Origin of the sequence: Komagataeibacter nataicola (assembly GCF_003207795.1) — a bacterium.
GTDB classification, from domain to species: Bacteria; Pseudomonadota; Alphaproteobacteria; order Acetobacterales; family Acetobacteraceae; genus Komagataeibacter; species Komagataeibacter nataicola.
Window position 1 is genome coordinate 202715 of record NZ_NIRT01000001.1, and the last position, 16320, is coordinate 219034.

Consider the following 16320-nt stretch of genomic DNA (forward strand, 5'->3'; position numbering starts at 1 on the left):
CGTTGCCGGAGATTGCCGCGTGAATCCCTCCCGCCTTTTCATACACCGTCCGGTCGCGACCACGCTGCTCATGCTGGCCATCCTGCTGGCGGGGCTGCTGGGCTATCACTTCCTGCCCGTATCGGCCCTGCCGGAGGTGGAATACCCCACCATCACGGTGCAGACCTTCTACCCCGGCGCCAGCCCTGATGTGATGGCCACCTCCGTCACCGCCCCGCTTGAAACACAGCTCGGCGAAATGTCGGGGCTGGAGCAGATGACATCACGCTCCTCAGGTGGCTCATCGGTCATTACCCTGCGCTTTGGCCTGACCATGACCATGGACATTGCCGAGCAGGAAGTGCAGGCCGCGATCAACCAGGCCAATTCCCTGCTGCCCACCGACCTGCCTGCCCCCCCGGTCTATGCCAAGGTCAACCCCGCCGATACGCCGGTCGTGACCCTTGGCATCTCGTCCAAGACCATGCCGCTGACGGAGGTGGAGGATTATGTCGATACCCGCCTGGCCGAGAAGATCAGCCAGATCTCGGGCGTGGGGCTCGTTACACTTTCGGGCGGCAACCGCAAGGCGCTGCGGGTGCGCGTCAACATCCCCAAGCTGACCTCGTTCGGCATCGACCTCGATACGCTGCGCACCACCATTGGCAACGTGAACATCAACTCCCCCACCGGCACGTTCGATGGCCCCAAGCGCGCGACCACGCTACGCATTGATGGCCAGATCACCGGGGTGCAGCAGCTGCTCGACCAGGTCATCGCCTACCAGAACAATGGCCCCGTGCGCATCCGCGACGTAGCCAGCGTGGTGATCGGCCCCGAGAACACCGAGCTTGCCGCCTGGGCCAACCGCACGCCAGCCCTGGTCATGAACGTGCAGCGCCAGCCGGGTGCGAACGTGATCGCGGTGGTGGACAACATCAAATACGCCCTGCCCCGCCTGCAGGAATCCCTGCCGCCGGGCATCACCATCACGCCGCTGACCGACCGGACCACCACCATCCGCGCCTCGGTGGAGGATGTGGAGTTCGAACTGGGTCTGGCGCTGGTGCTGGTTGTGGGCGTGATCTTCGTGTTCCTGCGCAATGTGCCCGCAACGCTGATCCCCAGCCTGTCGGTGCCGCTGTCGCTGGTGGGCACGCTGGCGGTGATGTACCTGTTCGGCTTCTCGCTCGACAACCTCTCGCTCATGTCGCTCACCATCGCCACGGGCTTTGTCGTGGATGACGCCATCGTCATGATCGAGAACATCGCCCGCTACATCGAGATGGGCGACACCCGCATGCAGGCCGCACTGAAGGGGGCGGGCGAGATCGGGTTCACCATCATTTCGCTGACCGTATCGCTGATCGCGGTGCTGATCCCGCTTCTGTTCATGGGTGATGTGGTCGGCCGCCTGTTCCATGAATTCGCCATGACGCTGGCGGTCACCATCATCCTCTCCGCCGTGGTCTCGCTCACGCTGGTGCCCATGATGTGCGCCCGCCTGCTGCATGAGCACGACACCAAGCACGCCGAACCGGCCTGGTCAGCCGCCATCGAGCGCTGGACGGTGGCCACGATCGAGGGCTATGGCCGCGCGCTCGATGTGGTGCTGCGCCACCGCAGGCTCACGCTGGGCGTGTTTGGCGCAACACTGATGCTGACCGGCGTGCTGGCGGTTATCATTCCCAAGGGGTTCTTCCCCGTGCAGGATACGGGCGTGATCCAGGGCATATCGGTCATGGCGCAGTCCACCTCGTTTACCGCCATGAAGCGCCACCAGCAGGAACTCGCCGAGCGGATCCTGCAAGATGAGGACGTGGCCAGCCTGTCCTCCTTCGTGGGGGTGGACGGGCAGAACGTCACCCTCAACCAGGGGCGCTTCCTCATCAACCTCAAGCCGGTGGACAAGCGCTCGTCGACCGCGCAGCAGGTCGCAACCCGCCTGCGCGCCGAGACCGCCGACATAGCGGGGGCCGAACTGTACGTGCAGCCGGTGCAGGACCTCTCGCTCGATACCTCGGTCGCCGCCACGCAGTACCAGTTCCTGCTCGAAAACCCGGACTACAACCAGTTCACCACCTGGGTGCCGAAATTCATTGCCCGCCTGCAGCAGGAGAAGGCGCTGTCCGACGTGACATCGGACCTGCAGGCGTCAGGCCTCGTGGCGCATGTCGATCTCGACCGCACCACCGGCGCGCGCTACTCGATTACGCCACAGACCATCGACAACGTGCTGTATGACAGTTTTGGCCAACGCCAGATCTCGACCATCTTCACCCAGTCCAACCAGTACCGCGTGATCCTTGAGGCAACGCCCGCGTTCCAGCAGGACATGGGCTCGCTGAGCCAGATCTATCTGCCGGGCATCAGCGGCAATGCGGGCGAGAGCACCTCGGGGCCTACCCGCTCGCCCACGTCGGGGCTGGTGCCGCTTGCCTCCGTCACCACGGTAACGCAGGATACCGCACCGCTGCTCATCACGCATGTGGGGCAGTTCCCGGCCACGACCGTCTCGTTCAACGTCAGGCCCGGCTATGCGCTGGGGGATGCGACGGATGCGATCGAGCGCGCGGCGAAGGACATCCACCTGCCCTCGAGCTTCCAGACCTCGTTCCAGGGCACGGCGGCGGCCTTCCGCAGTTCGCTGTCAAACGAGGCATGGCTGGTGCTGGCGGCGCTGGTTGCGGTCTATATCGTGCTGGGCATTCTTTACGAGAGCTTCGTTCACCCCATCACCATCCTTTCCACCCTGCCCTCGGCTGGCATCGGCGCGCTGCTGGCGCTGTGGCTGACAGGATCGGGGCTGGACGTGATGGGCATCATCGGGCTGGTGCTGCTGATCGGCATTGTCAAGAAAAACGCCATCATGATGATCGATTTCGCGCTTGAGGCCGAGCGGGTGGAAGGCATGAGCCCGATCCATTCCATCCGCCACGCCGCCCTGCTGCGCTTCCGCCCCATCCTCATGACCACGCTGGCCGCCATGCTGGGTGCCGTGCCAATGATGCTGGGCACCGGCACCGGCTCGGAACTGCGCCGCCCGCTGGGCATCGCCATCGTGGGCGGGCTTGCGGTGAGCCAGCTGCTCACGCTGTTCACCACCCCGGTCATCTACCTGCTCATGGACGGGATCAGCCAGAAGCTGGCCCGCCGCTTTGGCGCAGCGGATGCGGCCAAGCCTGACGGCCAGCCCGGCCCGCAGGCTTCTGCATGAACCCGCTTGCCATCTTCGTACGCAGGCCGGTCGCCACCGTATTGCTGACGGTGGCGCTGATCCTGGGCGGCGTGATCGGCTATACCACCCTGCCGGTGGCGGACATGCCCAATGTGGACTTTCCGGTCATACAGGTGCAGGCGCAGCAGGCCGGTGGCTCGCCCGAGGAAATTGCAAGCTCGGTGGCCGCCCCGCTCGAGCGGCATCTCGGCGCCATTGCCGACCTGACGGAAATGACCTCGCAGTCATCGGCCAATCAGGCGCGGATCACGCTCCAGTTCTCGCTCGACCGCGACATCAACGGCGCCGCGCGCGACGTGGAGGCGGCGCTGCAGGCGGCCCATGCCGACCTGCCCTCCTCGCTGCGGCAGAACCCGAGCTACTTCAAGGCCAACCCCAACGGCGCGCCGGTCATGATCCTGGCGCTGACCTCGCGCACGCGCACGCCGCCGCAGCTTTATGACCTGGCCTCGAACGTGCTGCAGCAGCACCTTTCGCAGATTCAGGGCGTGGGCCAGGTCGAGATCGGCGGCAGTTCGCTGCCCGCCGTGCGGGTGGAGATGAACCCGCTGGCGCTGTACAAATTCGGCATCGGGTTTGAAGATATCCGCGCAGCCCTCGCCTCGGCCAACGCGCATACGCCCAAGGGCTTTATCGACCAGGGCGACAACCGCTTCGTGCTCTCCACCAACGACCAGGCGCATAACGCCCAGGCCTATCGCGACCTGATCGTGGCCTACCATGACAGCCGCCCCGTGCGGCTTGAGGATGTGGCCTACGTGCATGACAGCGTGGAAGACGTGCGCAACGCGGGCTACGTGGATGGCAAGTCCGGCGTGCTGGCCATCATCTTCGCACAGGCCGGGGCCAACATCATCAACACCAATGACCAGATCCGCGCGCAGCTGCCCATGCTGCGGGCCGCCCTGCCTGCGGATGTGGATCTTGGCAACTTCATGGACCGCTCCACCACCATCCGCGCGGCGCTGGCCGATACGCAGTTCACGCTGGTGCTGTCTGTCGTGCTGGTGGTGCTGGTGGTGCTCCTGTTCCTGCGCTCGCCGCGCATCACCGTCATCCCCGCCATTGTCGTGCCCACGTCCATCATCACCACCTTCGGCGCAATGAAGCTGATGGGGTATTCGATCGACAACCTCTCGCTCATGGCGCTGACCATTTCCACCGGCTTCGTGGTGGATGACGCCATCGTGGTGGTGGAGAACATCAGCCGCCACATGGAGGCAGGCATGGACCGGCTGCAGGCCACCCTGCTCGGCACGCGCGAGGTGGCGTTCACGGTGCTGTCGATTACGGTATCGCTGATTGCGGTGTTCCTGCCCATCCTGCTGCTCAGCGGGGTGGCGGGGCGCCTGTTCCATGAATTCGCCATGACGATGTCGCTCACCATCGTCATCTCCATGGTGCTCTCGCTCTCGCTTACTCCCATGATGACCTCGCGCCTGCTCAGGCAGTATGAAAAGCCCACCTCGGGCAGCGGCGTGTTCGGGCGCTTTGGCCTGTGGCTGGAAAGAGGGCTGACCGCCGCCCAGCAGGGCTATGCCCACTCGCTGGAATGGGCGATCACGCACCGGCGCATCACCATCCTGTCGCTACCCGTCACCATTGCCATCATGGTTGGCCTGTTCATCAAGATGCCCAAGAGCCTGTTTCCTGAATCGGATACCGGCATGCTGATGGGCCACCTGATGGGGGATCAGTCGATTTCGTTCCAGGCCATGCAGTCGCAGGTGCATACGGTGCAGTCCACCATCATGGCGGATCGAGACGTGGCGCATGTCATGGGCTTCATGGGCGGGCGCGGCAGTTCCAACCAGGCCAACATGTTCGTCACCCTCAAGGACAAGTCGGAGCGCAACGACACCCCGGCCCAGACCATCGCCCGCATCTCCCACCGGCTGCGCAACATGGTGGGAGCGACGTTCTATGCTTCGGCGCCGGGCCAGCTGCGCATTGGCGGGCGGCAGAGCAATGCGGCCTACCAGTATTCGCTGCATTCCGATTCCTCGAAGGATCTGTACAAATGGACGCCGCTGCTGGTCTCGGCGTTGCAGAAGCATCATGAGCTGTCCGATATTTCATCGGATGTGCTGCAAGGCGGCTCGGCGCTTGACGTGCAGATCGACCGCGATACCGCAAGCCGCCTCAACATCACGCCGCAGCTTGTGTCAAACACGCTATACGATGCGTATGGCCAGCGTTCGGCCTCGGTCATCTATAATGCGCTCAACCAGTACCGCGTGGTGATGGAGGTCGAGCCCCGCTTCTGGGCGGACCCGACCACGCTCAAGCAGGTCTGGGTCAGTGTTGCGGGCGGCACGGCGGGCGGCGGCACGCAGTCCAACACCATCCGCGTCAAGACCGATGCGGGCACGACCGCCTCGCAGCTCAGTGCCCAGTCCTTCCGCAACCAGGTTGCCAACAAGCTTGCGGGCGGCAACAGCGCCTCGACCGGGTCGGCGGTGTCCACCAGCTCGGAATCCATGGTGCCGCTCACGCTGGTCTCCACCCTCAGGCCCACCAAGACCGCGCTCAGCATCAATCATGACGGGCAGACGGTCTCGAGCACGGTCTCGTTCAACCTGAGCAATGGCGTCTCGCTCAGCCAGGCGGTGCAGATCATCAATGAGGAGATGGTGCGCCTGCACATGCCCGATAACATACAGGGCGCATTTGCCGGCAATGCCGCGCAGTTCCAGAAATCGGTCAATAACGAGCCGCTGCTCATCCTCGCCGCCCTGGCTGCGGTGTACATGGTGCTGGGCATCCTGTATGAAAGCTACGTGCACCCGCTGACCATTCTCTCCACCCTGCCCTCGGCCGGGGTGGGCGCGCTGCTGGCGCTGCAGGTGTTTGGCGAGGCGTTCTCGCTGATTGCCATGATCGGGGTGATCCTGCTGATCGGCATCGTGAAGAAGAACGCCATCATGCTGGTCGATTTCGCCATCACCGCCGAGCGCGATGAAGGCCATACCGCGCTCGAGGCCATCCGCACCGCGTGCCTGCTGCGCTTCCGCCCGATCATGATGACCACGTTTGCCGCAGCCCTCGGCGCGCTGCCGCTCATCTTCGGCCATGGCTACGGCTCGGAACTGCGCCGCCCGCTGGGCATCGCCATCGTGGGGGGGCTGCTCGTCAGCCAGGCGCTCACACTCTATACCACGCCGGTTGTCTATCTCTATCTCGACCATATGGGTGTAGCCTGCCGCGACCTTTTCAACCGGCTGTATGGGCGGCTGTCCCGACGCCATCGTCTTTCCCACCAGCAGGATTCCTGAACCGGATGACACCTCCCTCGCCATCCCCCATCCGTGCCAGCCACATGCCCGCCCGCCGCCCGCGCCGGGCAGGGCGCCTTGCCCTGGCCCTTGTGCCGCTCGCGGCGCTGGGCGGGTGCATGATCGGGCCGAAATACCATCGCCCCGCCGCCATCGTCTCGGCCCGCTTCAAGGAATTGCGGCCCGAACCTGGCTGGGAAGCCGCCAATCCCAGGCTTGCGGAACTGCCCAAGCATGACTGGTGGACAATCTATAACGACCCCGTGCTGAACGGGCTGGAGGCGCAGGTTGCGATCTCCAACCAGAACGTGAAGCAGTACGAGGCCAATTACCGTAACGCGCGCGCCATGATCGACAGCGTGCGCGCCCAGCTTTTCCCCACCATCAGCGGCAGCCTTGGCTTCAACCGCGCGGGGCATGGGGCGGGGTCGCTTTCCTCCACCGGCAGCAATTACGCCAAGGAGGGCACGACCTATAACACCTATGATATTGGCCCCAGCGCCAGCTGGGATCTCGACATCTGGGGCAAGATCCGCCGGCAGGTGCAGGAGCAGGTCACGGCGGCGCAGGCCAGTGCGGCCGACCTTGCCAACGCCACGCTATCCTATCAGGCGCAGCTGGCTACGGCCTATTTCAACCTGCGCTATCAGGACAGCCTGACCGACCTCTTGCGGCGCTATGTCCACTTCAATGAACAGGCGCTGCAGATTACCCAGAACCAGTTCGAGGCGGGCACCGCAGACCCGACCGCCGTGCTGCAGGCCCGCACCACGCTGGAGCAGAACCGGGCCTCGCTGGTGCAGGCGGGCATCAACCGCGCGCAGTATGAGCACGCCATCGCCGTGCTGGTGGGCAAGCCGCCCGCCGATGTCACGATCGCGCCGGCCGAGCTTGCGCGCACCGTGCCGCCCATTCCGGTCAGCGTGCCAGCTGACCTGCTGCAACGCCGCCCCGACATTGCTGCCGCCGAGCGCACGATGGAGGAATACAACGCCATGATCGGCGCGGACATGGCGGCCTTCTTCCCCGACATCACCATCAATGCCAGCTATTCACAAAGTGGCGGCGACCCGGTGACCTCGCTGATGCAGGCCATGAACCGGGTCTGGTCGCTTGGTGCCTCGGCCACTGAAGTGCTGTTTGAAGGCGGCTCGCGCACGGCCGCCGTGCATGAGGCCAACGCCCAGTATGACAGTGCGGTGGCCACCTACCGCCAGACCGTGCTGACAGCCCTGCAGAACACGGAAGACCAGCTCTCGAACCTGCGCATCCTGGCCGAACAGAGCAGCCAGCAGCAGAAGGCGCTGGACCTGGCCAACCGCACGGTCGAGGTCTCGCTCAACCAGTACCAGGCCGGAACCGCGATCTATACCACCGTCATCACCAACGAGAATTCGGCCCTGAGCGATGCCGAGACGCTGCTTGGCATCCAGCAGCAGCGCATGGTCGATAGCGTGAGCCTGGTGCAGGCGCTTGGCGGCGGATGGGATGCTTCCCGCCTGCCCAGCAAGAACTCGCTCCAGAAAGACAACCCGCTCCTGCCCTCCTTCATCCAGAAGGACACCAACAAATAGGCATGAAAAAACCCCCTGCGCCCGTGCGACAGGGGGTTTTTTCATAAAAGGGGATGGTGCCTACTTGAACAGCGCACTGGCCGTGAGCAGCGCGACCAGCAGGGTGATCACGAACAGCACGATCATGACAAAGAAAATAATCTTCGCCGCGCCGGCCGAAACCGCGGAAATGCCACTGAACCCGAACACGCCGGCCACGAGTGAGACAATGAGAAAAAACAGCGCCAGTTTCAGCATGGCTTATTTCCTTGCAGATCAGTCATACCCCGTTCAACGCGGCAGCAACGCATATGTTGCCTCAGCCGCGCCTGCGGCGCAGAAACGCGGTTACGATAAAGCCCAGAAAGGATGCGCCGAGCAGCGCAACTAGCGGGCGGTCGGCAGTCACGTCACGCAGGCTGTCGCAGATCTCGCCCATGCCCTGCTGCGCAGCACCACCAGCGCCCTGCATGCGGGCTGACAGCGGCATGCCGGAATCACCGACAAAACCATCCAGCCCGTCCTGAAGGCGGCCAATGCCTTCCTCGAGATGCGCTTCAAGATTGGGGGGATTGGTCATGTTCTGTCTTCCCTATGCTTGCCAGAGGCACAGGCCCGACCGCCCTGCCCCCATGCCTTCATGCCCACCTGCGCCAGGCAGGGTGAGTGCCGAGACTTATCATATCTCCGATGCCTGCCAATAGGCCGCATCCGCGCCGGGGTCGGCTTCACCGGCGATGAGCCGCTTCATCCGCCCGGCCATGGCGCGCACGGCAGTACCCTCATGCGGGCGTGGCCCCACCATGAAGTCGCCCTTCACCCCCGCCGGCTGCCCCTGCAGGATGATGATCCGGTCAGCGAGCAGCAGGGCCTCATCAAGATCATGGGTCACGAACAGCACCGTGCCCTGCCTGCGGGCATGAATGTCGAGCAGTTCGCGCTGAAGGCTGGCGCGCGTAATGGCGTCGAGCGCGCCAAAGGGTTCATCCATCAGCAGCAGGTCGGGTTCCACCGTCAGCGCGCGCGCAACCCCCACGCGCTGGCGCTGCCCGCCCGAAAGCTGGCGTGGCCACCGCCCGGCCCTGTCGGCCAGTCCCACCAGTTCAAGAGCTGACATGGCGCGGGCCTGCCGCTCGGCCCGGTTCAGCCCCAGCCCCTCGAGCCCGAGTTCCACATTGCGCCGCACACTGCGCCACGGCATGAGCTTGGCATCCTGAAACACCATGGCGGCGGGCCGGTGCGCCTGAGCAGGGCGCGATTGCAGCGTCACCAGCCCCTCGCTCGGCGGTACCAGCCCCATAATGACGCGCAACAGCGTGGATTTGCCCACGCCCGAGGGGCCAAGCAGCGCCACGAACTCGCCAGCCCGGATTTCAAGATCGACATGACGCAGGATGAAACTGCGCCCATGGTCGTGCGACAGGCCGATATTCTCCAGCCTTACAACGACATCTGCCGTGCCGGAGGCGGCTGTCTCGCGTATTGCCATCGTGTTCATCCCTGCCAGCCCAGCAACCTGCGCCGCACCAGCATGAACAGCATGTCTGTCACCGCATAAAGCAGCGCCATGGTGAGCATGTAGACCACCACCAGATCAGTCGCGAGCAGGCTTGAAGCCTGCATCATCCGCGCGCCAATGCCCGGCACGCCAAACAGTTCCGCCGCCACGACCGACATCCACGCCTGCCCGATGCCCGTGCGCAGCCCGTCGAGCACGCCGGGGCTTGCGGCAGGCAGGACCACCGTGCGCAGCCGCGCCCAGAAGCCGCCATGGCCAAATGCGGCAGCGACCTCATACAGGTCCGGGTCGATCGCGCGCACCGCGCCGTAGGCTGCGTAGAAATTGATCCAGAACACCGAGATGGCGATGATGAACGTGGCTCCCGCCGTGTTTAGCCCGAACCACAGGATGGCAAATGGCACCCAGGCCAGCCCGGGAATGGGGCGCAGCACGCGCACGATGCCCGAGAGCAGTCCATCGAGCACCGGCAGCGCCCCACACAGCAGCCCCACCAGCGTGCCCGTGACCGAGCCTGCCACAAGGCCCGTCAGGTAATGGGTCAGGCTGTCGCGGATGGCCTGCACCCACGCCCCGCTGCGCACCTCATCAAGCCATGCCGGACCGAGGCTGGAAGGCGCTGGCAGGAAGCCGGACTGTATCCACCCCCCGCGCACGGCTCCTTCCCATACGCCAAACAGCACGGCCAGCCCCGCTAGCCCCAGAGCAGGACGCAGCAGCCGGGAGCGGGCCTGATTCATTGCCGGACCTGCCGGTAGGTTTCAAGATCGAACAGATCGGCCACCGGTTCCGCCTTGCGCAACAGCCCGCTTTCAACCTCGAAATCCTGCAATTTGCCCACGGCCTCCACGATCCGCTCAGGATCGGACACATAGCCTGCTGCCGAGGCTTTCAGCGCCTCGACGATAATCGCCCTGGGCAGCATGCCACCGCCAAGCGCCTGCTGCACGTAAGGCGCGGCCTGCTCGGGGTCAGTCGCCAGAAGCTGCGTGGCCTTGACGAAAGCACTGACAAACGCCTTTTTCCACGCGGCCCGGTCAGGTGCGTTTTCATTGACGATGGCCAGCACCGATCCCGGCTGGCCGGGCATGAGGTCATGACCCGAGGCCAGCACCCGGGTGGCCGGCAGGCGATGGCGGATAATAGTCAGCGCCGGTTCGCGCAGGATGGCGCCATCAACCGCGCCAGCCAGAAAGGCCTGCTGGGCGGCATCGATATCGATCCCGACAATATCGGCCACCTGCTCCGGGTCCAGCCCGTTGCCCGCCTTCAGCCAGTAGCGCAGCAGCGTATCAGGCACCGAGCCCAGGGGCTGGGCGGCAAGTTTGGGCTTGTGCCCATCTTTCGCGGCAAAATCAGCCAGGCGCTGGCGCAGCGCATCGGGCGTGAGCGTTACCGGCTGCTCGGGCAGACCCATGGCCAGATCCCCGCGGGCAACGACTTCGAGTTCCTCCGTCGCCGCACTGGCCACAACCTTGACGTCCGCCCCATGCGCACGAGCCTGCAACAGCGGCAGGACACCAGCCACATAGGCATCAATCTTGCCCGATATCAGCGCCTGTATGGCCTGCGGCCCTGACTGGAAGCGCACAAGCTGCAGGTCCACGCCCGCTTCCTGCCCCCAATGCGTGCCCTGCATGACAAAAAGCGGCGCCGAGCCGATTACGGGAATATAGCCCACCCGCACGGAGGCCGCCTGCACCGTGCCGCACAGCATCATCACGCTGGCCATGGCGTAAAGCCCGCACCGTAACAAATGCCCCCAAACCTTTGCTGCCATGTCTTACGCCCTATCCTGCCGCGCAGGGGAACCCCTGCTGGTAAGAGATTTTTTAAAAACACCCGCTTGATAAAAGATGTCGCGTGCCGCCTGTTTTCAAAACGGACGCTGGTCTTCAAAGCTTTTTAAACAGCCCTCAAGTGTATTAATCAATAATATACGCAATCCTGCCTGTATATCTATATAACGATAAAAAAGATCAATTAGGCTGCGGGCACAAAAAAACCCGGCATAAAGCCGGGTTTCCTTGAAGGAACGCGGTTCCTCAGGCTGCCAGGTTTTCTTCCGTGGCGGCCTCGGGGCGCGGACCGCTGTCCTGGCCCTTGGCCGACACATCGCGGTCAACCAGTTCGATCACGGCCATGTCGGCCGCATCGCCATGACGCATGCCCGCACGCAGCACGCGGGTGTAACCACCCGAGCGCGCCTTGTAGCGGTCAGCCACGGCGGCAAACAGCTTGGACACGATCTTGTCGTCACGCAGCTGGGCGAAAGCCTGGCGGCGGGCATGCAGATCGCCGCGCTTGCCAAGAGTGATCAGCTTTTCCACGACCGGGCGGAGTTCCTTCGCCTTGGGCAGCGTGGTGGTGATCTGTTCGTGCTTGATCAGGGCGACAGCCATGTTGCGAAACATGGCCTGTCGATGGGACGAGGTAACGCCGAGCTTACGGCCGGCAACACCGTGACGCATGATGTAATTTCCTGTTTTATCCGGTTCGGAGGATCAGAACGGCTCGTCGAGCCTCTTGGCCAGATCTTCGATATTTTCCGGCGGCCACGCCGGCACATTCATACCCAGTGAAAGCCCCATGGCGGTCAGGACTTCCTTGATCTCGTTGAGCGACTTGCGGCCGAAGTTCGGGGTACGCAGCATCTCCTGCTCGGTCTTCTGAACCAGATCACCGATATAGACGATGTTGTCGTTCTTCAGGCAGTTGACACTGCGGACCGACAGTTCCAGCTCATCAACCTTGCGCAGCAGGTTACGGTTGAACGGCAGGTCATCCTGCGGCTCTTCCGTGCGCACCGTGCGCGGCTCATCGAAGTTGATGAACAGCTGGAGCTGATCCTGCAGGATACGCGCGGCCAGGGCCACCGCATCTTCCGGCGTCACCGCGCCGTTGGTTTCCACCGTCAGCAGCAGGCGGTCATAATCGGTGACCTGACCCACACGGGTCTGCTCCACCTTGTACGACACGCGACGGACCGGGGAGTAGATGGCGTCAACCGGGATCAGGCCAATCGGCGCATCTTCCGGGCGGTTTGCCGCTGCCGGAACATAGCCCTTGCCCATGTTCACGGTGAATTCCATCCCGAACTTCACCCCTTCATCAAGGGTGCAGATCACGAGATCGGGGTTCATGACTTCAATGTCATGCCCGGTCTGGATCTGGCCGGCACGCACTTCGCCGGGACCCGTGGCCGTCAGCACCATGCGCTTGGGGCCTTCACCATGCATCCGCAGCGCGAGCTGCTTGATGTTCAGCACGATGTCGGTCACGTCTTCACGAACACCCGCCACCGACGAGAATTCATGCAGCACGCCGTCAATCTGGATTGCCGTAACCGCAGCCCCCTGCAGGGACGACAGCAGAACCCGACGGATCGCGTTGCCCAGCGTCATGCCGAAGCCGCGTTCCAGCGGCTCGGCTACGACGGTAGCAATGCGTGAAGGTTCCGCCCCCGGTTCGACTTCCAGCTTTTCCGGCTTGATCAGGGATTGCCAGTTTTTCTGGAGGACCAAGGTAATGGCCTTTCAAGACTGATCTGCCACCCGAGAGTGGCAGATGGTACCCTGTGGCAGGATACCGGAATGACAATCTTCCCCCGCATGCGGGGGAAATACGACTAAGGCAGACGGCGTATCAGACGCGACGGCGCTTGCGGGGACGGCAGCCGTTATGCGGCACCGGCGTCATGTCACGGATGGCCGTGATCGAGAAGCCGACAGCCTGCAGCGCGCGCAGGGCGCTCTCACGCCCCGAACCCGGACCGGAAACCTCGATCTCCAGCGTTTCCATGCCGTGCTCGCGGGCCTTGCGGCCTGCATCTTCAGCGGCGACCTGCGCCGCATACGGCGTGGACTTGCGCGAGCCCTTGAAACCCTGGGCACCAGCGGAAGACCAGGCAATCGCATTGCCCTGCGCATCCGAGATGGTGATCATGGTGTTGTTGAAGGTGGACAGCACATGCGCCACACCGGAGATGATGTTTTTCCGCTCTTTCTTACGAATACGCGGAGCCGCAGCTTTCGCCATAATTTTCTCGATCCTGTCAGTTCAAACGGTGCACGGAACCCGCAGGCTCCATGCACTCATACCAGGCAATCCGCTGATTAGCGGGTCGCCTTCTTCTTGCCCGCAATAGCCACGGCCTTACCCTTGCGGGTACGGGCGTTGGTATGAGTCCGCTGACCATGGACAGGCAGGCCACGACGGTGGCGCAGGCCACGGTAGCAGCCGAGGTCCATCAGGCGCTTGATGTTCATCGCCACTTCACGGCGAAGGTCACCTTCAACGCGGTAATCGCTGTCGATCAGTTCACGGATCTTGCCGATCTCGTCGTCAGACAGTTCGTTGACGCGCCGCTCAGCCGGGATTTCCAGCTTGTCGCAGATCGCCTGGGCCTTGGTGGCCCCGATACCATAGATATAACGAAGGCCAATTGTGACCCGCTTGTTGCTAGGGATGTTCACGCCGGCAATACGTGCCACGCCACTTACTCCTCGTCCGCCCCTGATTCAGGGCACTAACTATCAGGCAGGGCTGCGTCACACCACCCGCCCTGTGTGGCGGGAGCATCGTGAACATACCGGTTTACGGACCGGCCAACCCCATCATCATACATTCTGGCCCTACGAGCCGCCCCTCATGGACGACTCACACGACGCTCATACCTTGAGGGCGCGCAATATACTGCTGCCCCCCATTGAGTCAATTATTTTGCATCACTTTTTGGTGATACGATCGATAACATCAAAGACCTGCTTCGTCACGTCATCGATATCCGCCATGCCGTCCACACGATACAGTCGGCCTTCCGCCTCGTAATAAGGCAGGATCGGCGCCGTAAGTTCCCGATAGGTCTTCAGGCGCGCAGCCACGGTGTCCCGCCGGTCATCTTCGCGGCGAATAAACTCGTGACCACCACACACATCGCATGTGCCTTCCACCTTCGGCCGCTTCGACACGTCGTTATATCCCGCGCCACAGCTGGCGCAGGTGTAACGGCCCGCGATGCGGTCGGCCAGGGCGTCCTCGTCCACATCCAGCAGCAGCACGGCATCAATGTGCTGCCTGCTACGGGCCAGCATGGCATCAAGCGCTTCCGCCTGCGCCCGCGTGCGCGGGAATCCATCAAGAATGAACCCCTTGGCGCAGTCCGGCTGGCGAATGCGGTTTTCAATCATGGCAATGATCAGGTCATCAGACACAAGCTGCCCATTCGCCATGACCGCCTTGACCTTCTGCCCCAGAGGGCTGCCGGTCGCGACTTCAGCCCGCAGCATATCGCCGGTTGAAATCTGGGCGATTCCGTAGCGTTCTTCCAGCCGCTTTGACTGGGTGCCTTTTCCAGCACCCGGCGGCCCGAGAAAAATAATATTCACCGCATTTTGCCCTTTCGGCCCCGTCCGCGACGCATGAGGCCCTGATACTGATGCGCCACGAGATGCGACTGCACCTGTGTCACCGTATCGATCGTCACGGTCACGATAATGATCAGACTCGTACCACCAAAATAGAACGGCACGTTGTAATGGCTGATCAGGATCTGCGGCAACAGGCAGACAGCGACAAGATAGAGCGCCCCGATGGTCGTGATGCGCGTCAGGATGCGATCAAAGAATGCCGCCGTGTTGGCGCCAGGCCGGATCCCCGGCACGAACCCACCCTGCTTGCGCAGGTTCTCCGCCGTCTCCTGCGGGTTAAACGTCACCGCCGCATAGAAATACGAGAAAAATACGATCATCGCCGCATAGAACAGCATGTAGAGCGGCTGGCCCTGCCCCAGCGATTGCCCCAGAAAGGACAGCCAGCCAGGCATCGAGCTGTTATTGACGAATCCCGCAATGGTAACGGGAATCAGCAATACCGATGAGGCGAAGATCGGCGGAATCGAACCTGCGGTGTTCACCTTCAGCGGCATATGCGTCGAATCACCGCCAAACATGCGCTGGCCGACCTGCCGCTTGGGGTACTGGATCACCACGCGCCGCTGCGCCAGTTCCATGAACACAATGAACGCAATGGTCACAGCGGCCAGCACCAGGAAAACCAGCACGAAAAACGGCGAAAGCGCGCCTGTATAGCCAAGCTGGAACAGGCTTGCGAGCGCATTGGGCAGGTTTGCCACAATACCCGCGAAGATGATCAGCGAGATGCCGTTACCCACCCCCCGCGACGTTATCTGCTCGCCCAGCCACATCAGGAACATGGTGCCGCCCACCAGCGTCAGCACGCACGAGACGATGAAGAACATGCCTGGTGAGACAACGGCCGAGCCCGCCTCCGTATGCATGTTCTCCAGCCCGATGGCGATGCCGTAGGCCTGGAACAGCGCAATGACCACCGTCAGGTAACGGGTATATTCATTCAGCTTGCGCCGCCCGCCCTCGCCTTCCTTCTTCAGGGCTTCAAGGGAAGGTATGGCCGCCGACATGAGCTGCACGATGATCGAGGCACTGATATAGGGCATGATGTTGAGTGCGAACACGGTCATGCGCCCCAGCGCACCACCCGTGAACATATCGAACATACCCAGGATACCGCCCTGATGCCGGGCCAGAAGCTGCCCCATCACCGTCGCATCGACGCCAGGGACGGGGATATAGGTGCCAATCCGGTAAACGATCAGCGCACCGAGGGTAAACCAGATACGCTTCTTCAGTTCCGTTGCGTTGGCGAAGGAACTGAAATTCAGATTGGCAGCCAACTGTTCGGCCGCGGAGGCCATGCGCCCATCCTTTCACAAGAACA

General features: G+C 62.9%; 14 protein-coding genes. 3 read left to right on the forward strand and 11 right to left on the reverse strand.

What is annotated here, in order from left to right:
* Positions 1-19 precede the first annotated feature (19 nt).
* From CDI09_RS00965 to CDI09_RS00975, 3 genes are read left to right on the forward strand one after another with little or no spacing between them, the layout of a single operon-like run.
* Complete coding sequence (locus CDI09_RS00965; RefSeq protein WP_078524543.1) at positions 20-3196, forward strand: efflux RND transporter permease subunit; 3177 nt, start codon at positions 20-22, stop codon at positions 3194-3196.
* The gene (locus tag CDI09_RS00970; RefSeq protein ID WP_078524544.1) at positions 3193-6492 is read left to right on the forward strand and encodes an efflux RND transporter permease subunit; all 3300 of its coding nucleotides are present in this window, start codon (positions 3193-3195) and stop codon (positions 6490-6492) included. Before CDI09_RS00965 ends, CDI09_RS00970 begins: the two co-directional genes overlap by 4 nt.
* A 5-nt stretch (positions 6493-6497) precedes the next feature.
* Positions 6498-8066: an efflux transporter outer membrane subunit gene (locus tag CDI09_RS00975; protein ID WP_078524545.1), complete on the forward strand. Its 1569-nt coding sequence runs from the start codon at positions 6498-6500 to the stop codon at positions 8064-8066.
* Between the two features lie 60 nt (positions 8067-8126).
* On the opposite strand, the gene CDI09_RS00980 is transcribed toward CDI09_RS00975, so the two are convergent.
* From CDI09_RS00980 to secY, 11 genes are all read right to left on the reverse strand, one after another.
* Entirely contained in the window at positions 8127-8303 is a 177-nt protein-coding gene (locus CDI09_RS00980; RefSeq protein ID WP_078524546.1) for a DUF1328 domain-containing protein, read from the reverse strand.
* A 61-nt stretch (positions 8304-8364) separates the two neighbouring features.
* On the reverse strand, positions 8365-8625 hold the full coding sequence (locus tag CDI09_RS00985) for a hypothetical protein (protein WP_078524547.1): 261 nt from the start codon (positions 8623-8625) through the stop codon (positions 8365-8367).
* Between the two features lie 99 nt (positions 8626-8724).
* Entirely contained in the window at positions 8725-9534 is an 810-nt protein-coding gene (locus CDI09_RS00990; RefSeq protein WP_408884477.1) for an ABC transporter ATP-binding protein, read from the reverse strand.
* Between the two features lie 5 nt (positions 9535-9539).
* Positions 9540-10304, reverse strand: coding sequence for an ABC transporter permease (locus CDI09_RS00995; RefSeq protein WP_078524549.1), 765 nt, complete (start codon positions 10302-10304; stop codon positions 9540-9542).
* Positions 10301-11344, reverse strand: coding sequence for an ABC transporter substrate-binding protein (locus tag CDI09_RS01000; protein ID WP_078524550.1), 1044 nt, complete (start codon positions 11342-11344; stop codon positions 10301-10303). The genes CDI09_RS00995 and CDI09_RS01000 overlap by 4 nt, the downstream gene beginning before the upstream one ends.
* A 265-nt stretch (positions 11345-11609) precedes the next feature.
* The gene (gene rplQ / locus CDI09_RS01005) at positions 11610-12035 is read right to left on the reverse strand and encodes a 50S ribosomal protein L17 (protein WP_061271359.1); all 426 of its coding nucleotides are present in this window, start codon (positions 12033-12035) and stop codon (positions 11610-11612) included.
* A gap of 33 nt (positions 12036-12068) precedes the next feature.
* Positions 12069-13088: a DNA-directed RNA polymerase subunit alpha gene (locus tag CDI09_RS01010; RefSeq protein ID WP_078524551.1), complete on the reverse strand. Its 1020-nt coding sequence runs from the start codon at positions 13086-13088 to the stop codon at positions 12069-12071.
* 121 nt (positions 13089-13209) lie between these two features.
* Positions 13210-13602, reverse strand: coding sequence for a 30S ribosomal protein S11 (gene rpsK / locus CDI09_RS01015; RefSeq protein WP_003621069.1), 393 nt, complete (start codon positions 13600-13602; stop codon positions 13210-13212).
* Between the two features lie 77 nt (positions 13603-13679).
* Positions 13680-14057, reverse strand: a complete 378-nt coding sequence (gene rpsM, locus CDI09_RS01020; protein ID WP_061271361.1) for a 30S ribosomal protein S13 — start codon at positions 14055-14057, stop codon at positions 13680-13682.
* 234 nt (positions 14058-14291) lie between these two features.
* Positions 14292-14951, reverse strand: a complete 660-nt coding sequence (locus CDI09_RS01025) for an adenylate kinase (protein ID WP_078524552.1) — start codon at positions 14949-14951, stop codon at positions 14292-14294.
* Positions 14948-16297 carry a preprotein translocase subunit SecY gene (gene secY / locus CDI09_RS01030; protein WP_078524553.1) on the reverse strand — a complete coding sequence of 450 codons (1350 nt, stop codon included), beginning with the start codon at positions 16295-16297 and terminating at the stop codon, positions 14948-14950. The genes CDI09_RS01025 and secY overlap by 4 nt, the downstream gene beginning before the upstream one ends.
* Between the last annotated feature and the right edge of the window lie 23 nt (positions 16298-16320).